15 protein-coding genes and 1 other RNA gene are annotated in these 15,428 nt (G+C 71.0%); 5 read left to right on the top strand and 11 right to left on the bottom strand.

Going from position 1 to position 15,428, the window contains the following annotated elements:
* Together fxsT and rnpB are read right to left on the bottom strand one after the other, a co-directional pair.
* The coding region (gene fxsT / locus AB0J80_RS08800; protein ID WP_364702064.1) for an FxSxx-COOH system tetratricopeptide repeat protein at positions 1-2,358 on the bottom strand (2,358 nt) is incomplete at its 3' end.
* 138 nt (positions 2,359-2,496) lie between these two features.
* Positions 2,497-2,898: RNase P RNA component class A (gene rnpB / locus AB0J80_RS08805), an RNA gene on the bottom strand.
* A gap of 93 nt (positions 2,899-2,991) precedes the next feature.
* Between rnpB and AB0J80_RS08810 the strand changes: the two genes are divergently transcribed.
* Together AB0J80_RS08810 and AB0J80_RS08815 are read left to right on the top strand one after the other, a co-directional pair.
* Positions 2,992-3,744, top strand: coding sequence for a sulfite exporter TauE/SafE family protein (locus AB0J80_RS08810; RefSeq protein ID WP_364702067.1), 753 nt, complete (start codon positions 2,992-2,994; stop codon positions 3,742-3,744).
* Positions 3,745-3,781: 37 nt separating this feature from the next.
* Positions 3,782-4,243, top strand: coding sequence for a MarR family transcriptional regulator (locus AB0J80_RS08815; RefSeq protein WP_364702069.1), 462 nt, complete (start codon positions 3,782-3,784; stop codon positions 4,241-4,243).
* Between the two features lie 22 nt (positions 4,244-4,265).
* On the opposite strand, the gene mctP is transcribed toward AB0J80_RS08815, so the two are convergent.
* From mctP to AB0J80_RS08855, 8 genes are all read right to left on the bottom strand, one after another.
* Positions 4,266-5,912, bottom strand: coding sequence for a monocarboxylate uptake permease MctP (mctP, locus tag AB0J80_RS08820; RefSeq protein ID WP_364702072.1), 1,647 nt, complete (start codon positions 5,910-5,912; stop codon positions 4,266-4,268).
* Positions 5,905-6,141, bottom strand: a complete 237-nt coding sequence (locus AB0J80_RS08825; RefSeq protein WP_364702075.1) for a DUF3311 domain-containing protein — start codon at positions 6,139-6,141, stop codon at positions 5,905-5,907. The genes mctP and AB0J80_RS08825 overlap by 8 nt, the downstream gene beginning before the upstream one ends.
* A 147-nt stretch (positions 6,142-6,288) precedes the next feature.
* The gene (locus tag AB0J80_RS08830; protein WP_364702078.1) at positions 6,289-7,587 is read right to left on the bottom strand and encodes a glycoside hydrolase family 18 protein; all 1,299 of its coding nucleotides are present in this window, start codon (positions 7,585-7,587) and stop codon (positions 6,289-6,291) included.
* 82 nt (positions 7,588-7,669) lie between these two features.
* Complete coding sequence (locus tag AB0J80_RS08835) at positions 7,670-8,773, bottom strand: bifunctional RNase H/acid phosphatase (RefSeq protein WP_364702081.1); 1,104 nt, start codon at positions 8,771-8,773, stop codon at positions 7,670-7,672.
* Positions 8,770-9,504, bottom strand: a complete 735-nt coding sequence (locus AB0J80_RS08840; protein WP_364702084.1) for a C4-type zinc ribbon domain-containing protein — start codon at positions 9,502-9,504, stop codon at positions 8,770-8,772. The genes AB0J80_RS08835 and AB0J80_RS08840 overlap by 4 nt, the downstream gene beginning before the upstream one ends.
* Complete coding sequence (locus tag AB0J80_RS08845) at positions 9,501-10,361, bottom strand: Nif3-like dinuclear metal center hexameric protein (protein WP_364702087.1); 861 nt, start codon at positions 10,359-10,361, stop codon at positions 9,501-9,503. The genes AB0J80_RS08840 and AB0J80_RS08845 overlap by 4 nt, the downstream gene beginning before the upstream one ends.
* A gap of 18 nt (positions 10,362-10,379) precedes the next feature.
* Positions 10,380-10,967, bottom strand: a complete 588-nt coding sequence (locus tag AB0J80_RS08850) for a flavoprotein (RefSeq protein ID WP_364702090.1) — start codon at positions 10,965-10,967, stop codon at positions 10,380-10,382.
* Between the two features lie 13 nt (positions 10,968-10,980).
* On the bottom strand, positions 10,981-12,210 hold the full coding sequence (locus AB0J80_RS08855; protein ID WP_364702093.1) for a helix-turn-helix domain-containing protein: 1,230 nt from the start codon (positions 12,208-12,210) through the stop codon (positions 10,981-10,983).
* Positions 12,211-12,455: 245 nt separating this feature from the next.
* Between AB0J80_RS08855 and AB0J80_RS08860 the strand changes: the two genes are divergently transcribed.
* Positions 12,456-13,151: a bifunctional DNA primase/polymerase gene (locus AB0J80_RS08860; RefSeq protein ID WP_364702096.1), complete on the top strand. Its 696-nt coding sequence runs from the start codon at positions 12,456-12,458 to the stop codon at positions 13,149-13,151.
* Positions 13,152-13,461: 310 nt separating this feature from the next.
* A complete protein-coding gene (locus AB0J80_RS08865; RefSeq protein WP_364702623.1) occupies positions 13,462-13,860 on the top strand; it encodes a GNAT family N-acetyltransferase in 399 nt (132 codons plus the stop codon).
* On the opposite strand, the gene AB0J80_RS08870 is transcribed toward AB0J80_RS08865, so the two are convergent.
* Positions 13,857-14,438, bottom strand: coding sequence for an XRE family transcriptional regulator (locus AB0J80_RS08870; protein ID WP_364702099.1), 582 nt, complete (start codon positions 14,436-14,438; stop codon positions 13,857-13,859). The two genes, AB0J80_RS08865 and AB0J80_RS08870, sit on opposite strands and share 4 nt — an antisense overlap.
* A 47-nt stretch (positions 14,439-14,485) precedes the next feature.
* Between AB0J80_RS08870 and AB0J80_RS08875 the strand changes: the two genes are divergently transcribed.
* Entirely contained in the window at positions 14,486-15,406 is a 921-nt protein-coding gene (locus AB0J80_RS08875; protein WP_364702101.1) for an NAD(P)/FAD-dependent oxidoreductase, read from the top strand.
* Positions 15,407-15,428: the final 22 nt, after the last annotated feature.

Raw genomic sequence — 15,428 nt, forward strand, 5'->3', positions numbered from 1 at the left:
GCGAGCGAAGCGGCTGGCCGAGGTGAGGGTATCGGGGTGGTCCTCGCCCAGTACCCGGCGGCGGCGGGCGTAGGTGTCCTCGTTCAACTCCCGCGCCCTGGCGACCTCACCCATCGCGCGCAGGTCGGCGGCGAGGTTGCTGGCCGAGGTCAGGGTGCTCGGGTGGTCTTCGCCCAGCACCCGGACACTGCGGGCGTAGGTATCCTCGTTCAGCTCCCGCGCCCTGGCGACCTCACCCAGCTCGCGCAGGTCGAGGGCGACGTTGTTGGCCGAGGTGAGGGTGTTCGGGTGGTCCTCGCCCAGCACCCGCAGGCGCCGGGCGTAGGTGTCCTCGTTCAACTCCCGCGCCCTGGCGACCTCACCCAGCACGTGCAAGTCGAGGGCGAGGTTGTTGGCCGAGGTGAGGGTCTCGGGATGGTCCTCGCCCAGCACCCGGCGGGAGCGGGCGTAGATGTCCTCGTCCAACTCCCGCGCCCGACCAACCTCACCGAGCTGGTGCAGGTCGAGGGCGAGTCGGGTGGCCGATAGGAGAGCGTCGTAGTCGTCGGGACCGAGCAGCTTATGCCGCAGGTCGTAGGCCCGCTGCGACAGCGACAGCGCCTCGCGGGGCTCGCCGCGGGCCTGCTGGTAGGCGGCGGCCTGATCACAGAGTGTGGCCAGCTCGGCGGTCGCGGCGCTCAGCTGCCGGTCGGGGTCGATTGCGGTCAGCACGTGCGGCAGCAGCCGCCGCCAGGCCGGCCACACCCGCGGGTTGTCCCACGGGTCGCCCGGCAGTGCGGCCTCCAGCAGCCGCACCACCATCGCAGCCCAACCCGCACTGCCGGTAGTGGCCTCGATGGCGTCGTCGGCGGTGCGGGCTCGCAGCAGCGCGGCAGGGATCCGATGCAGCAGCACACTGTCCGGTCCGACCCGGGCCAGGCCCCGCCGCCGCACCACCGTGCGCAGCCCGGCCATCCTCAGCGGATCGGCGGCCACCTCCGCCAGCGGCTCGGGCAGCAGATCCGGGTGCCCGGTCAGCAGGCTGATCGGTACCGGTTCCGGCGCCAGCCAGGCCAGCAGCGTCAAAGCCTGCGCCGCGGCCGCATCGTCCGCGGCGAGCCGGTCGAACGCGACGGTCCATGCCGCCGCCACCGACAGCGGATACCGGCCCTCGCCGCCCCGACCGAGCAGCCGCCGGGACTGAGCGGCCAGCAGTTCGAGGTAGTCGTCGACGGTCAGATCGGTGTCCGCCATCAAGCCGGCGGCCTGGTCGACCGCCAACGGCAGATCTCCCACCGCCGCCGCCAGCCGGTGGGCGTCCACTCCGGACAACGCCGGCACGCGGGCCTGTAGCAGCGCCATCGACTCGGCCCGGGTGAACTCCTCCACCTCCACCCCGGCGGCCAGATCATGCCAATCCGGGTTGCGGGAGGTCACGATCACATGCCCGCCCGCTCCGCTCGGCAGGAACCGGGCCAGCGCCTGCGGGTCCTCGGCATTGTCGAAGACCACCAGCCACCGCTCCCGGCCCCGCAGCGCCCCCAACAGCCGGGTCACCGCCACCTCCGCCGCCACGGTGGCGTCGGCCAGACCCAGCGCCTGCGCCAACGTCGCCAACTGGTCCGCAATCAGCGCCGGGTCTTCCGCCCGTACCCACCACGCCACGTCATAGCCGTTACCGAACCGGTGCGCGTACTCGATGGCCGTCGTGGTCTTACCCACCCCACCCATGCCATGCACCGCCGCCACCCGCCCCCGGGCGACCAGCCCCGCCCGCAGGCCGGCCAGCAGCGTGTCCCGGCCAGTGAACGTCGCCGTGGGGGCCGGGACGTTCCACACCCGGCCCACCGGCACGTCAGCCGATCGCGGCCGGGCAAGCCCGGTAAGCGCTTGCAACACCGCCGCCGCCAAACCGTCCGGCGAGGACACCGACACCGTCGTCAACCCCGAGTCGCGCAGCCGCTGCCGAAACGCCTCCTGCCGGTCGCCGAACCGCACATCCCGGAACAGGCCGGCCGGACCCTCCGCATCCTCGGACAGCAAGAACACCAACCGCGGCATCCCCGCCTCCGACGCCGCGGCGAACTCCAACTCCGTGTACGACAGCTCCGGCTCATCCCGTACCGGTGACCCGTACCGGAACCCCGCCACCAGCACATACACGTCGGCGTCCGTCACCGCCCGCCGGCATACCGCTGCCGGCTTGTCATCCCGCGCGGCGAAATACCTCATGTCCGCCACCGCGTCGCCGGCCCTGGTCACCGCCTCCTCGGCCGCCGCGATGAACGACCGCTGCACCGGCAACCGCCGCAACTCCGAGGTGTGACTCAGAAACACCCGACGCGGCGTCCTGCGAGGCTCCGGCATAACGCTCAGCATCCCACCCGTGACTGCAGCTCCGCAGCCGTCGATCACCCACACGGCGGCACTCCGAGCCACTCACCAGAGCGCGCCCGGGCAGTCCGGGCCGTAGCGGGGCCGTCGAGGTCATGAGCAGCACCATGACCGGGTGGGCGACGGACGAGTCGGCCTGTACGCCGGATTTTGTCCGCGGCGATCGCTCGCCGCTGGGCGGTCATCCATCTCGGCCTGCCGTTGCCGGCAGGCTCTTGCGGCCTACCCGCAGGCTCGGGCGAGCAGCCCTCGAGCGCCTGCGCCGGCTCGGTGTCTTGCGACGCCGGGCCTTGCTTGGCCTTGCTCCGGGTGGGGTTTACCTAGCCACCCCGGTCACCCGGGGTGCTGGTGGGCTCTTACCCCACCGTTTCACCCTTACCGGCTCGGGGCCGGCGGTTTGTTTTCTGTGGCACTGTCCCGCGGGTCACCCCGGGTTGCCGTTAGCAACCACCCTGCTCTGCGGAGTCCGGACGTTCCTCGGCGGCTCCCGTTGAGGGGTGCCGACGCGACCGCCCGGCCGACTCGTCCGTCGCCGGTTCATGGTACGGCAGCGGGCGGGCTCGATCTTCGCAGGCTCTGGGTGGCGGTCGACGGAGGCACCGTAGATTCGTTCGCATCATGGATGTCGGGCATGTTCTTCTGCTGGTCGTTGCGGGTGTTGCGGCCGGGATCGTCAATGCGGTCGCCGGGGGCGGGTCGCTGATCACGTTTCCGAGTCTCATCGGGGTCGGTCTGCCGACTGTCGACGCGAATGTCACGAACTCCGTGTCGGTCTTTCCCGGGTACGTCTCCAGTGTCGTGGGGAGCCGGGCCGACCTTCGCGGTCAGGGGCGGCGGCTGGCGGCGATCGTGCCGACGAGTGTGGTGGGGTCTGTCGGCGGGTGTGCGCTGCTGCTCGGGACGCCGGCTCGCGCGTTCGAGGTGGTCGTGCCTTTTCTGGTGCTGGGGGCGGCCGCCACGCTGGCGTTTCAGGATCGGTTGCGGGCTCTCGTCGGGCACAGCAGCGCCGATCGGCGGTGGGCTCTGCAGGTGGTCGTGTTCATCGGTGGGGTGTACGGCGGGTACTTCGGTGCCGCGCTCGGGGTGATGTATGTGGCCGCGCTGGCTCTCGTGCTGGATGAGACGCTGAACCGGATCAATGCGCTGAAGAACGTACTGTCGGCCTGTGTCGGGCTTGTCACCGTCGGGGTCTTCGCGGCTTTCGCTCCCATCCACTGGGGGGCGGTGCTGGTCGTGGCGCCCGCGACGTTGGTCGGGGGGTACGCCGGAGCCCGGCTCGCGCGGCGGCTGCCGGCGAACGTGCTGAAGGGGCTGATCGTGGGGTTCGGGATGACCATCGGATTGGTGCTGTTGTGGCGTGCCTTCCGGTGACGCGGGGGCGGGCAGAATACGGTCGACGAGGGGGCACATGGTGAGGGACGAGGCGGCGCTCGGCACGATCGAGACCCAGGTCGCGATGCTGATCCGGCTGGGCGAGGCGACCCGGCGCAGTTCGCCGCGGCCGCATCGGGCGCTGGACCGGGCCGCGTACGTGATTCTGCGGCTCTTGCAGGAGTCGGGGCCGCAGAACGTCTCGGCGGTCGCCAACCGGCTGAGCCTGGACGGCTCGACGGTCACCCGGCAGGTCAGCGCGATGCACCGCGACGGCCTGGTGGAGCGCAGCCCGGATCCCGAGGACGGGCGGGGCACGGTGATCGCGGCCACCGAGCGGGGGCTGTCCCAGGTCGACGCGGTGAGCTCGGCCCGCCGGGAGCTCTACGACGAGATGTTGAAGAACTGGACGTCGCAGGAGCGCAAGGAGCTGGCCCTGATGCTGGAGCGGCTCACGCGCGACATGGACGCGTACATCAAGGGCCGCGACCCCGGTTAGGGGGCCGCGGCACCGAAGCGGGTCAGGTCGAGGAGCCGATCGTGTCCGGCGTGGCGCGGACCTTCTCGAGGCGGGGGTCGCCTTCGTCGGCGAAGTAGTCGTCGGCCGTGGTGCCGTCGACGCCTTCCGGGGTTTTCATCGCCCGCAGGATCAGCGTGACGATCACCGCGACCAGCAGGTTGACGGCCACGGCGACGAACCCGACGTAGATGGTCTTCGGGGTGTCGAAGCCGAACTCCTTCAACGGGAACGCCGAGCCGCCGAAATGCTTGCGACCGGTCGCGGCGTTCGGGATCTGGTACAGCATCCACAGGCCCAGCCCCATGCCCGCGACCCAGCCGGCGATCAACCCGCCGCGGTGCAGCCACCGGGTGTAAAGGCCCAGGGCCACCGCCGGGGCCGTCTGCAGGATGATGATTCCGCCGATCAGCTGCAGGTCGATGGAGAACTGCGGGTCGAGGAAGATGATGCAGGCGACCGCGCCGATCTTCACCACCAGCGACGTGATCTTCGAGACGTTGGCCTCCTGCGCCGGGGTGGCGTCCTTGCGCAGGTACTCCTTGTAGATGTTGCGGGTGAACAGGTTCGCCGCCGCGATCGACATGATCGCGGCCGGGACCAGGGCGCCGATCCCGATCGCGGCGAACGCGACGCCGGCGAACCAGGACGGGAACTGCTGGTCGAACAGCAGCGGGACCACCGTGTTGCTGTCCACACTGCCCGCCTTGCTACCGGGCAGCGGCTTCACCCCCGCCGAGATCGCCATGTAGCCGAGCAGGGCGATCAGACCGAGCAGGAAACTGTACGCCGGCAGCGCCGACATGTTGCGCTTGATCACGTTGCGGTTCTTGCTGGCCAGCACCCCCGTGATCGAGTGCGGGTACAGGAACAGCGCCAACGCGGAACCCAGCGCCAGGGTGACGTACTGGATCTGGTTGTTGGCGTTGAGCGTGATCCCGTCACCGGGGTTCGGCGATGCCTGGAACTTGGCGTTCGCGTCGTCGAAGATGCTGCCCCAGCCGCCCAGCTTGTACGGCAGATACAGCACCGCCACCAGGATCACGATGTAGATCAGCGTGTCCTTCACGAACGCGATCAACGCCGGCGCCCGCAGACCCGACTGATACGTGTACGCCGCCAGGATCGCGAACGCCACGATGATCGGCGCATGCCGCGCCAGCGCGCTGTCCCCGGTCACGCCCATGGTCTTGAGGACCGCCTCGATCCCGACCAGCTGCAACGCGATGTACGGCATCGTCGCCACGATCCCGGTGATCGCCACCAGCAGCGCCAGCGTCGGCGAGTCGAACCGGGTCCGCACGAAGTCCGCCGGCGTCACGAACCCGTGCCGATGCGACACCGACCACAACCGGATCAGGATCAGGAAGAACAACGGATAGATGATCACCGTGTACGGCACCGCGAAGAATCCCGCCGCCCCCGCACCGAAGATCAACGCCGGCACCGCCACGAACGTGTACGCCGTGTAGAGGTCACCGCCGACCAGGAACCAGGTGATCCACCCGCCGAAGCTGCGCCCGCCCAGACCCCACTCGTCGAGATGCGCCATGTCCTTGGGGGCGCGCCACTTCGCCGCGACGAAACCCATGCCGCTGACCAGCAGGAAGAGCAACGAGAACACGATGATCTCGGTGATGTGCTCACTCATCGCGGGCCTCCCGCGCCGACGGGCGGCGGGTCATCACGTACACCACCGACGTGGTGGCCACGCCGAGGATGATGAACGCGAACTGGACCCAGTAGAACGCCGGGAAGCCGAACAACCGCGGCTTGTCGTGGTTGAACAACGGGGTCAGCAACGGCACGACGATCGGAACGATGAGCAGCCAGTTCCAAGGGCTGCGGTCGGTGCGGGACGCACGCGTCTGCTCGGTCATGGTGACACCTCCCCTGAGGAGTAATCACGGCCATTCGGCCGCAGGTTACCGAGAGGTCCCGCACCGGGGTCACGCCCGAGATCATGATGCGCCGAACGGCCAGGGTGGTGCGCCGAACGGCACACCACCCTGGGAGAAAGACGCTCGTCAGTGCCGCCAGGGCGACCAGAGACCGGCCGAGACGGTACGGGTCAGCGAGGCGTTCTCGTCGTCACCGTCGAGCGACCACATCATCGCGCCGCCCAGCCCCTGCGCCCGGATGTACGCCGTCTTCTGCGCCACCTGCGCCGGGTCGTCGTACGTCCAGAAGGTGGTGCCGTCGAACAGCCACGAGTGCCCGGCCCGCCAGTCGCGGTGGACTGTGAACCCCTTCGCCGGCAGGGTCTTGAGCGTCTTGTAGTCCTCGGTGCCGACCGCGAACTTGCCCGGTGCGCCGCCGGCCGCCGGGGCGAAGAGCCCGGTGCCGCCGCCGGTCACGCCGGTCCAGCCCTGCCCGTAGTACGGGATGCCGAGCACGAGCTTGCGGTTCGGCGCACCCAGGTGACGCCAGGTGTCGATGGCGACCTGAGCGGAGAAGTCCGGGTTGTCCGGGGCGCCCCGGGGCACGCGCAGCGCGGACTGCTGGTTCGTGCGCGCCTCCCACGAGCCGTGGAAGTCGTAGCCCTGCACCGTACCGAAATCGAGGTACTTGAAGATCTTGGACTCGAAGCCTGCGGCGATCTTGGCGGGCGAGGCCGGCAGGAACGCGGTGAGGTCGTAGTGCTTCCTGGTCGTGCGGGACAGCTTGTCGAGCTGCCGGCGGAACTCGGCGGTCAGCAGGGTGAAGTTCGCCTTGTCCTCGGGCCGGATCACATTGCCCGCGTTGCCTTCCGATCCGGGCCACTCCCAGTCGAGGTCGACGCCGTCGAAGATGCCGGCGGCGACGCCCGCGGAGAGGCCGGGCAGGTTGCCCTTGATCCAGAGGTCCACGCAGGAGCTGACCAGCTTCTTGCGGGAGGTGTCGGTGAGGGCCGCGTCGGAGAAGTACGCCGAGCCGCTCCACCCGCCGAGCGAGATCAGCACCCGCAGGCCGGGGTTCTTCTTCTTGAGCTCGGCGAGCTGGTGGAGGTTGCCGGCGATGGGCTGGCCCGGCACGTCGGCGACGCCGTCGACGCTCAGCTCGGCCGAGAACGGCGTCTGCCAGTCCGCCCAGGGGTCGGCCGAGTCGCAGACGCCGGCCGCGGTGACCGGCCCGAACGCGTAGTTGAGGTGAGTGAGCCGGGCGGCCGCGCCCGACTTCTGCACCTTGGCGAGCTGGAAGTCGCGGCCGTAGATCCCCCACTGGGTGAAGTACCCGACCTTGACATACGGCTTCCGGCCGTGCGCCTCGGCGGCGCCCGGTGCGGCGGTGAGGCCGACCAGGACGGCCGCGGCGGCGGCGAGGAAGCGACGGGAATGTGCGCGCATGAGCCCTCCAGGGGCGAGCGGTAAAGAAAGTTTCCTGATTGAGGAAGCTAAACGCCCGCCACCGGAGAATCAATACGTCCGTCTATCGAAGGTGCGCCGTCTCGTTCACCGAGCGCACCGCGATGCCGCCGTCGGGCCACATGTCCATCGTGGACACCCCCGCCGCGTCCAGGAAGAGCCGGTGCAGGAAGGCGTCGCCGGCGGCGAGCGCGTCGCGCAGGATCAGCTTGATCGGCGAGACGTGCGAGACCACGACGACCACCGATGACGGGTACGCCGACTGCAGCGTGGCCAGGGCACCGCGCACCCGCTTGGACACCGCCTGGAAGGACTCCCCGCCCGGCGGCGCGACGCTCGTCGACTCCAGCCAGCGGTCCATCTCGTCCGGCCAGCGCTCGCGCACCTCGCCGAAGGTCAGCCCCTCCCAGTCGCCGAAGTCGCACTCGATCAGCTCGGGCATGACCGTGACCGTGACGTTGCCCAGCTCTGAGGCGATCAGCTCGGCTGTGCGCGTACATCTCTGCAAGGGTGAGGAGACGACCGCCGCGACGTCGCGGCTGATGCCGGCCACCCGCCCGGCCGCGGCCATGGCCTGGGCCTCGCCCTCGTCGCAGAGCGGGACGTCGCCGCGGCCGGAGTAACGGCCCTGCTTGGTCAGCGACGTCTCGCCGTGACGGACCAGGATCAGGCGGGTCGCCGCGTCCAGCGAGGGCGGCGCCCAGTTCTTCGGCGGCGCCTTCTCCTCCGGCTCGATCACGTCCCGGACGGGCTTGCCGGCGGCCTCGTCCATCGCCCGGTTGGCCAGGGCGTCCGCCAGCTTGTTGCGCTCGCGCGGGATCCAGTCGAAGGTCACCCCCGCGAACCGGTTCACCAGGGTGGCCGCCTCCGCGGCGAGCGGGCGCAGACCCGGGTTCTTGATCTGCCAGCGGCCGGACATCTGCTCGATCACGAGCTTCGAGTCCATCCGTACGTCCACGCGGGCGGCCCCGAGATCGGCGGCGGCCTGCAGACCGGCGATCAGGCCCTGGTACTCGGCCACGTTGTTCGTCGTGGTGCCGAGCGCGCCGTACCGCTCCAGCAGGACGTCCCCCGAGGCGACGTCGCGGACCACGGCGCCGTACCCGGCCGGCCCGGGATTGCCCCGCGAGCCCCCGTCCGCCTCGATGACGACCCGCAGATCACTCATAGACCCGACTCCGCCGTACGGACCATGATCCGGCGGCATTCCTCGCAGCGGACCACCTCGTCCGCGGGGGCGGACTTGACCCGGTTCAGGTCGGCGCCGTACAGCTCGATCCGGCAGCCGCCGCAGCGCCCGGAGCGGAACAGCGCCGCGCCCAGCCCCGTCTCCTCGCGGATCTTGTCGTAGAGCTTGACCAGGTCCGGCGGGAGGTCCGCGGCCAGCGGCGCCCGGGACTGGGTCTTGAACTCCTGCTCCTTGGCGATCTCCGCGTACGTCTCGTCGCGCCGGCTCTCGGCGGCGGTGCGGCGCTCGGTCGCCTCGGCGAGCCGCTTCTTCACCTCGTTCAGCGTCTGCTCGGCGGTCTCGCGCTGCTCCATGAGCTCGAGCTCGGCGTCCTCCAGCTCGGACTGGCGGCGGTTGAGCGTCGCCAGCTCGTGCTGCAGGCCCTCGATCTCGCGCAGCGCGCCGCCCGCGTCGAGCCGGGCCTGGTCCCGCTGCTTGCGGGTGCGGACCTGCTCGATGTCCTTCTCGAAGCGGGCGATGTCGCGGTCCAGGTCGTCGACGGCCACCTGGGCGCGGGTGCGCTCGTCCTCCAGGGCGGAGATCTCCCGGGCGACCGTCTCGATCTCGGCCAGCTCGGGCAGGGACCGGCGGCGGTGCGCGAGCTGGTTGAGCGCGGTGTCGACGGCCTGCAGGTCGAGCAGGCGGCGCTGGGCTTCGGGGGCGGCCTTCACGGCTGGTTCTCCTTGTCTGAGCTGACCGCATGCACGGTCCAGGGGTCGGTGTCGAGATCGGACACGAGTGCGGTGACGCCGAACTGCGCGCGCAGCCACCCGGCCACCTCGTCGAGCCAGGGCCGCTCGCTCGCCCAGTGGGCGACGTCGAGCAGGGCCGGACCTCCCGCGGCGAGGTGCTCGCTCGCGGGGTGATGACGAAGATCGGCGCACAGGTACGCGTCGGCGCCGGCGGCCACGGCGTCCCGCAGGAAGGAGTCGCCGGCTCCCCCGCACACGGCCAGCGTACGGATCAGCCGATCGGGGTCGCCGGCGGCCCGGACGCCCGCGGCGGTCGCGGGAAGCCGGTGGGCCGCGAACCGGGCGAGGTCACTCAGCCGCATCGGCGCGGCCAGCTCCCCGACGCGGCCGGTGCCGCGGCCCTCGCCCTCGGCCGGGCTGCCCGGGGCGGCGGGCACCAGCGGGCGCAGCATGACCAGGTCGAGCCGGGCCGCCAGGGCGTCGGAGACACCGGGATGGGCGACGTCGGCGTTCGTGTGCGCGACGTACAGGGCGATGTCGGCCTTGATCAGGCGATGCACGATCCGGCCCTTGTACGTGTCCGGCGCGACCGACGACACGCCCTTGAGCAGCAACGGATGGTGGGCGACGATCAGGCCGGCGCCCACCTCCACCGCCTCCTCGACCGTCTCCGGCACGCAGTCGACCACGCACAGGACGGTCTCGACGGGCGAGTCGAAGTCGCCGAGGACCGGGCCCACGCGGTCCCACTGCTCGGCCCAGGCCCGCGGATAGCGGGCGTCGAGCGCGGCCACGACCTCACGAACGGTGGGCGGGACAACGGCGGTGTCGGTCACGGCCGTGACTCTACCGACCTAGGAATGCGCCTTGGGCTCCACGCGGGTGTCGGTGTCGAACCGGGTGTTCAGCGCCTGCAGTGCCCGGCGCCACGGGAACTGGCTCCGGAAACGGTCGTTCTGCCCCGGACCGCCCAGCCGGACGACATCGTCGCCGTGCAGGACGTTCACGCCCCAGTTGCGAAGTTTCGCGATGCTGTCGTGCAGCGCCGGGTGCATCGCCATGACCTTGTTCGTGTACGGCACCACCACGGTCGGGATGCCGAAGCCGTACCCCTCGACCAGCAGGCCGAGCACCAGGGTGTCGGTGATCCCGGCCGCCCACTTGTTGACGGTGTTGACCGTCGCGGGCGCCACGATCATCGCGTCGGCCGGCGGCAGCAGATCGTCGTCACCGGGGTTCTTGTAGTAGCTGCGTACGGGATGTCCGGTCTGCGCGTGCAGGGCGGCCGCGTCGATGAACTTCCGCCCGTCGGGAGTGGTGATCACGCAGACCTCCCAGCCGTCCCGCTGGGCGAGGTCCACGAGCACGCCCACGTCCCGGGCGATCGGCGAGCCGCACACCAGCACGTACAGCACGCCGGGCCCCGTGTTGGCCGTTCTCACCGCAGAACCCACCTCATACGCCGACTCCCATCTGTTCGGCCAGCTCCGCGATGGGGGCCGGCGGGGTGCCCCGCGTGCGCCGCAGCACGTCGGAGATGACCTCGTGGGCGAGCGGACGGCAGCGGATCTCCGAGGGGGCGAGCCGGTCGCCCTCCAGCAGCATCTCGCTGGCCTTCTCCACGTCACCGAGCTGTGTGTAGCCCCGGGCGATGTCCAGGTAGTGGTGGGCGCGCCGCTCGGGCAGCATGGCGGCGAACGCCTCGCAGTCGATCCGGTTGTGCGTCTCGATCGCCTTGCCGCCGTCACCGAGCTCGACCGCGGCCGCGGCCCGGTGCAGTTCCACGTTGGTCGGCCCGAAGGACGTCCAGTAGTAGTTGTAGTCGCCGCCGAGCGCCCCGGCCGCCTGCTCGGCGCCGCTGACCAGGTCGCGCACGGTGGCGCTGTCCCCGATCCGCGCCGCCGCCATCGCACCGGTCAGCAGCAGCAGCCCGTACACGGAGAGCCGCTCCGGGGTCGCCGCGTCCGGCGTCGTCGGCGCCAGCCGGTTGGCGATGTTGACGTTGACCTCCAGCGCCGAGCGCACCCGGCCCAGCGAGAGCAGCGCCATGCCGACCCGGTGGCTCGCCATCCCGGCGAGCAGCTGGTCCCCGGCGCGCTGGGAGACCGCGATGGAACGGTCGGCCGCGAGCCAGGACAGCTCGTGCTCGCCCACCTTGCGCAGCGCCGAGGAGGCGATCTGGTAGACCTGCCCCAGCAGGTGCGCCGCGTCGCGGGCCTCGTCACCGCTGGCGTGGGCGCTGTCCGCCGCTTGTGCGTCCCGCAGCAGCTGCGGGAGCTTGCGCGCCAGCACGCCGTACTTGGCGTGCTGGTAGGTCAGCCAGGCGTGGCTGACCGCCTTGCGCATCTCCGTCAGCGGCGGCGCCTGCGGGACGGGATGGAAGAACGCGCTCATCTGGTCATAGCGTTCCAGTGCCGCGCGGATCTCCTCGACCTCGACCTGGTCGATGCAGTTCTGCGTCTCCGGCCGCCGCTCGACGTCCTTGCCCAGCAGCAGCTGGACGTCGATGGCGAGCACGTCGGCGATCTCGTAGACGACGGAGAACTTGTCGAGCCGGCGGACCCCCCGCTCCACCTTGTCGACCCAGCTCTTGGACTTGCCCAACCGGTCCGCGAAGACCTGCTGGGACATCTTGCGACGGCCGCGCCAGTAGGCGACTCGGCGGCCGATCGGCAGCTCGTCCACGGTGCCTCCCCACACTCATCCGGCGACCCCCGCCGGTGAGCAACCCGGTGCTTCCCCTGCAGTCTGGACCTCACTCGTCTGTGCTGGTCGCACAGGTTGTGTGATCGCCTGCCCACCGTTGCTCGTAGTTTCTCATGCAACTTGCAATGCGTGATCTGACCGAACCAACGAAGCGTGTCGCGCTTGGTGACGGCAACTCCGCCTGCTATAGCAGCGGAGGCCGGCGAATCGGGGGTATTCCGACCATGCAGTGGAGCAACCGCCAGCCGATCGGCCCATGGGCATTGATCGATCGTCTCCGCCTGCGCCGAGCGGCCCTGCGGTACGCCGCACACGGCTGGGCGGTGACGCCGGGGGCGTACCTGACCGGGGACCGCTTCGACTGCGGCCGCCCCGGTTGCCCCATCATGGGCTGCCACCCGGCCATCGAGTGCTGGGAGGACGACGCCGCGACCGACCCGGACCTGATCACCCGCTGGTGGCGGCAGCGTCCGTACACGGTGCTGCTGGCGACGGGCGGCCGGTTCGACGCCCTCGAGGTGCCGGCGCCCGTCGGCCTGCGCGCCCTGGGCGCGGTCCGGCTGCACGCGGGCGTGATCGGCCCCGAGCGGGGAGACGCCCGCGGCCCGGTCCTGGTCACCCCCACCGGACGCTGGATGTTCCTGGTACTCCCCGGCGAGGGCCTGCGCCCCGAGCTGGCGTCCTGCCTGGACGTGCTGCGCCACGGCCGCGGCTCGTGGATTCCGGCCGCCCCCAGCCGTACGCCGCAGGGCCCGGTCCGCTGGGCGGTCGCCCCGGAGCAGACCGGCTGGCACCTGCCCACGTCCGGCGCCGTGCAGGCGATGCTCCTGGACGCCCTCGACGCCCTCGGACGGCGTCCACAGCGGAGGATGACCGTGGCCGTACCCCGGCAGATGTCCACGGCCCGCCGGGCGGCATGATCCTTTGTGCCCGGACGGCCGCCACCCACCGTCCGCCAGGTCGTGAGGCCTCGTAGCGGACGGTGTTCGGGCACGACCGGTGGCACGCATGTCAGCAGCCAACGTATGTGCCTACCATGCGGTACGCGAGTCACCCGAACGGGTAAATACTCGACTACGCTCCGAAGTTGTCCCCCGTGCGGCCTGGCGGATCTCGCCGTCTGAGTTCCAAAATCGTTGGCCGGGCACCCGCAAAGTTGGCACGCTCGCCGGCATGCTGGAGATCCGCCCGCGGCCGGCCGGGACAGCCGGAGCCCTCATCCGGTCCTATATGACCGAGATCGTCGACCGCTACCACGGTAGACCGATGCCCGCTTCCCTCGTGGACCAGGCGCTGGCCGACGAGCCCGCCGACGACATCGCGGTGCTTCTGGTCGCGTACCGGGACGAGGACGCGGTCGGCTGCGTGGGGCTGCGGCTCGCCGAGCCGCCGGTCGGCGAGATCACCAAGATGTACGTGCGGCCGTCGGCCCGGCGAACCGGGGTGGCCCGGGAGCTGCTCGCCGCCGTCGAGGACGAGGCGCGGAGGCGGGAGCTGCGGTCATTGCGCCTGGACACGCGCGAGGACCTCACCGAGGCTCGGGCGCTCTACGCGGCGTGCGGCTATCGCGAGGTCGCGGCGGTGAGCTCGCGCCCCTTCGCCGACCACTGGTTCGTGAAGGACCTTTAGCCGCTCTTCGGGCGAGCGCGGACGTGCATCCGCTCCCCCTGGGGACCGAAGATCGTGAGGACCTCCACGGCCTCGCCGGTCGCGCTGCCGAACCAGTGCGGGACCCGCGTGTCGAACTCGGCGGCCTCGCCGGGCGGCAGGACCAGGTCGTGGGCGCCGAGCACCAGCCGCAGCCTGCCGGCGAGGACGTAGAGCCACTCGTACCCCTCATGGGTCTGCGGGTCCGGCTCCTGCCGCGCACCGGCCGGAATGAGGTGCTTGAACGCCTGCAGGCCGGTCGGCTGGCGGCTCAGCGGGATGATCGTCTGACCGCTGCGATGCTTGATCGGCCGCGCGTAGATCCGCGGGTCACCGGTGGCCGGGGCGCCGACCAGCTCGTCGAGCGGCACCCTGTACGCCCGGGCCAGCGGTAACAACAGCTCCAGGGTCGCCCTCCGCTGCCCCGCCTCCAGCCGCGACAGCGTGCTGACCGAGATGCCGGTGACCTCGGACAGCCCGGCCAGGGTGGTGCCGTGCTCCTGACGCAGCGCGCGCAACCGCGGCCCCACCGCCGCCAGGACGTCCTCGTTTGCCGTCATGGCAAATAACTTTGCCACCGAGCCGGGTACCGCGCCACCGTGACGGCATGACCTACGACGTGATCGTGATCGGCGGCGGATCCGCCGGAATGAGCGCCGCGGTGGCGCTGGGCCGGGCCCTGCGCACGGTCCTCCTGGTGGACGCGGCGGCCCCCCGCAACGCCCGGGCGGGAGGCATCCACAACTACCTCACCCGCGACGGCATCCCACCCGCCGACTTCCGCGCACAGGGACGGGCCGAGGTCACCCGCTACGGCGGCCAGATCATCGACGCCACCGTCGCCACGGCGGCTGCTCTTGAGGATGGGCTCGAAGTCACCCTCACCGACGGACGCCGGTTCCACGGGCGGCGCGTACTGGCGGCCACCGGCCTGACCGACGAGCTCCCGGACATCCCCGGCCTGCGCGAACAGTGGGGGCGCGGGGTGCTGCACTGCCCGTACTGCCATGGCTACGAGGTACGCGGCCAGGCGATCGGCATCATCGGGACCTCCCCGATCGCGCTGCACCACGCCCAGCTGTGGCGGCAATGGACCGAGGACGTGGTGCTGTTCCAGCACACCGCGCCCGAGCCGGACGCGTCCCAGGCTCGCGAGCTGGCCGCCCGCGGAATCCGGCTCGTGGCCGAGAAGGTCAGCGAGGTGGTGGCGGACGGCGACAGGGTGACCGGGGTACGCCTGATCGACGGCACGCTGGTCGCCCGGGACGCCGTGGTGGCGGCATCCCGCTTGGTGGCCAACGCCGGGCCGCTGCGGTCACTGGGGCTGGAGGTGGTGGAGACCGACTTCGGCACCACGGTGGCGGCGGAGCCGAACGGGCGTACGGCGGTGCCCGGGGTATGGGTGGCGGGGAACGTCACCGATCCGATGGCCCAGGTGGTCAGCTCGGCGGCGGCGGGGCTGCAGGCGGCCGCGATGCTGAACATGGATCTGATCGCCGAGGACGTGGCTCGGGCGGCCGCCGGCTGAGGTCCGCGGGCCGCCTTCCGGC

This window comes from Actinoplanes sp. NPDC049548 (genome assembly GCF_040676695.1).
Taxonomy (GTDB): Bacteria; Actinomycetota; Actinomycetes; order Mycobacteriales; family Micromonosporaceae; genus Actinoplanes.

What these genes read in the sequence shown, in the direction of transcription:
- mctP (WP_364702072.1), bottom strand. Translation starts at nt 5,912, where the DNA reads ATGAGTGAGCACATCACCGAGATCATCGTGTTCTCGTTGCTCTTCCTG.
- AB0J80_RS08870 (WP_364702099.1), bottom strand. Translation starts at nt 14,438, where the DNA reads ATGACGGCAAACGAGGACGTCCTGGCGGCGGTGGGGCCGCGGTTGCGC.
- AB0J80_RS08815 (WP_364702069.1), top strand. Translation starts at nt 3,782, where the DNA reads ATGGTGAGGGACGAGGCGGCGCTCGGCACGATCGAGACCCAGGTCGCG.
- AB0J80_RS08810 (WP_364702067.1), top strand. Translation starts at nt 2,992, where the DNA reads ATGGATGTCGGGCATGTTCTTCTGCTGGTCGTTGCGGGTGTTGCGGCC.
- AB0J80_RS08835 (WP_364702081.1), bottom strand. Translation starts at nt 8,773, where the DNA reads ATGAGTGATCTGCGGGTCGTCATCGAGGCGGACGGGGGCTCGCGGGGC.
- AB0J80_RS08830 (WP_364702078.1), bottom strand. Translation starts at nt 7,587, where the DNA reads ATGCGCGCACATTCCCGTCGCTTCCTCGCCGCCGCCGCGGCCGTCCTG.
- AB0J80_RS08860 (WP_364702096.1), top strand. Translation starts at nt 12,456, where the DNA reads ATGCAGTGGAGCAACCGCCAGCCGATCGGCCCATGGGCATTGATCGAT.
- AB0J80_RS08865 (WP_364702623.1), top strand. Translation starts at nt 13,462, where the DNA reads ATGACCGAGATCGTCGACCGCTACCACGGTAGACCGATGCCCGCTTCC.
- AB0J80_RS08825 (WP_364702075.1), bottom strand. Translation starts at nt 6,141, where the DNA reads ATGACCGAGCAGACGCGTGCGTCCCGCACCGACCGCAGCCCTTGGAAC.
- AB0J80_RS08875 (WP_364702101.1), top strand. Translation starts at nt 14,486, where the DNA reads ATGACCTACGACGTGATCGTGATCGGCGGCGGATCCGCCGGAATGAGC.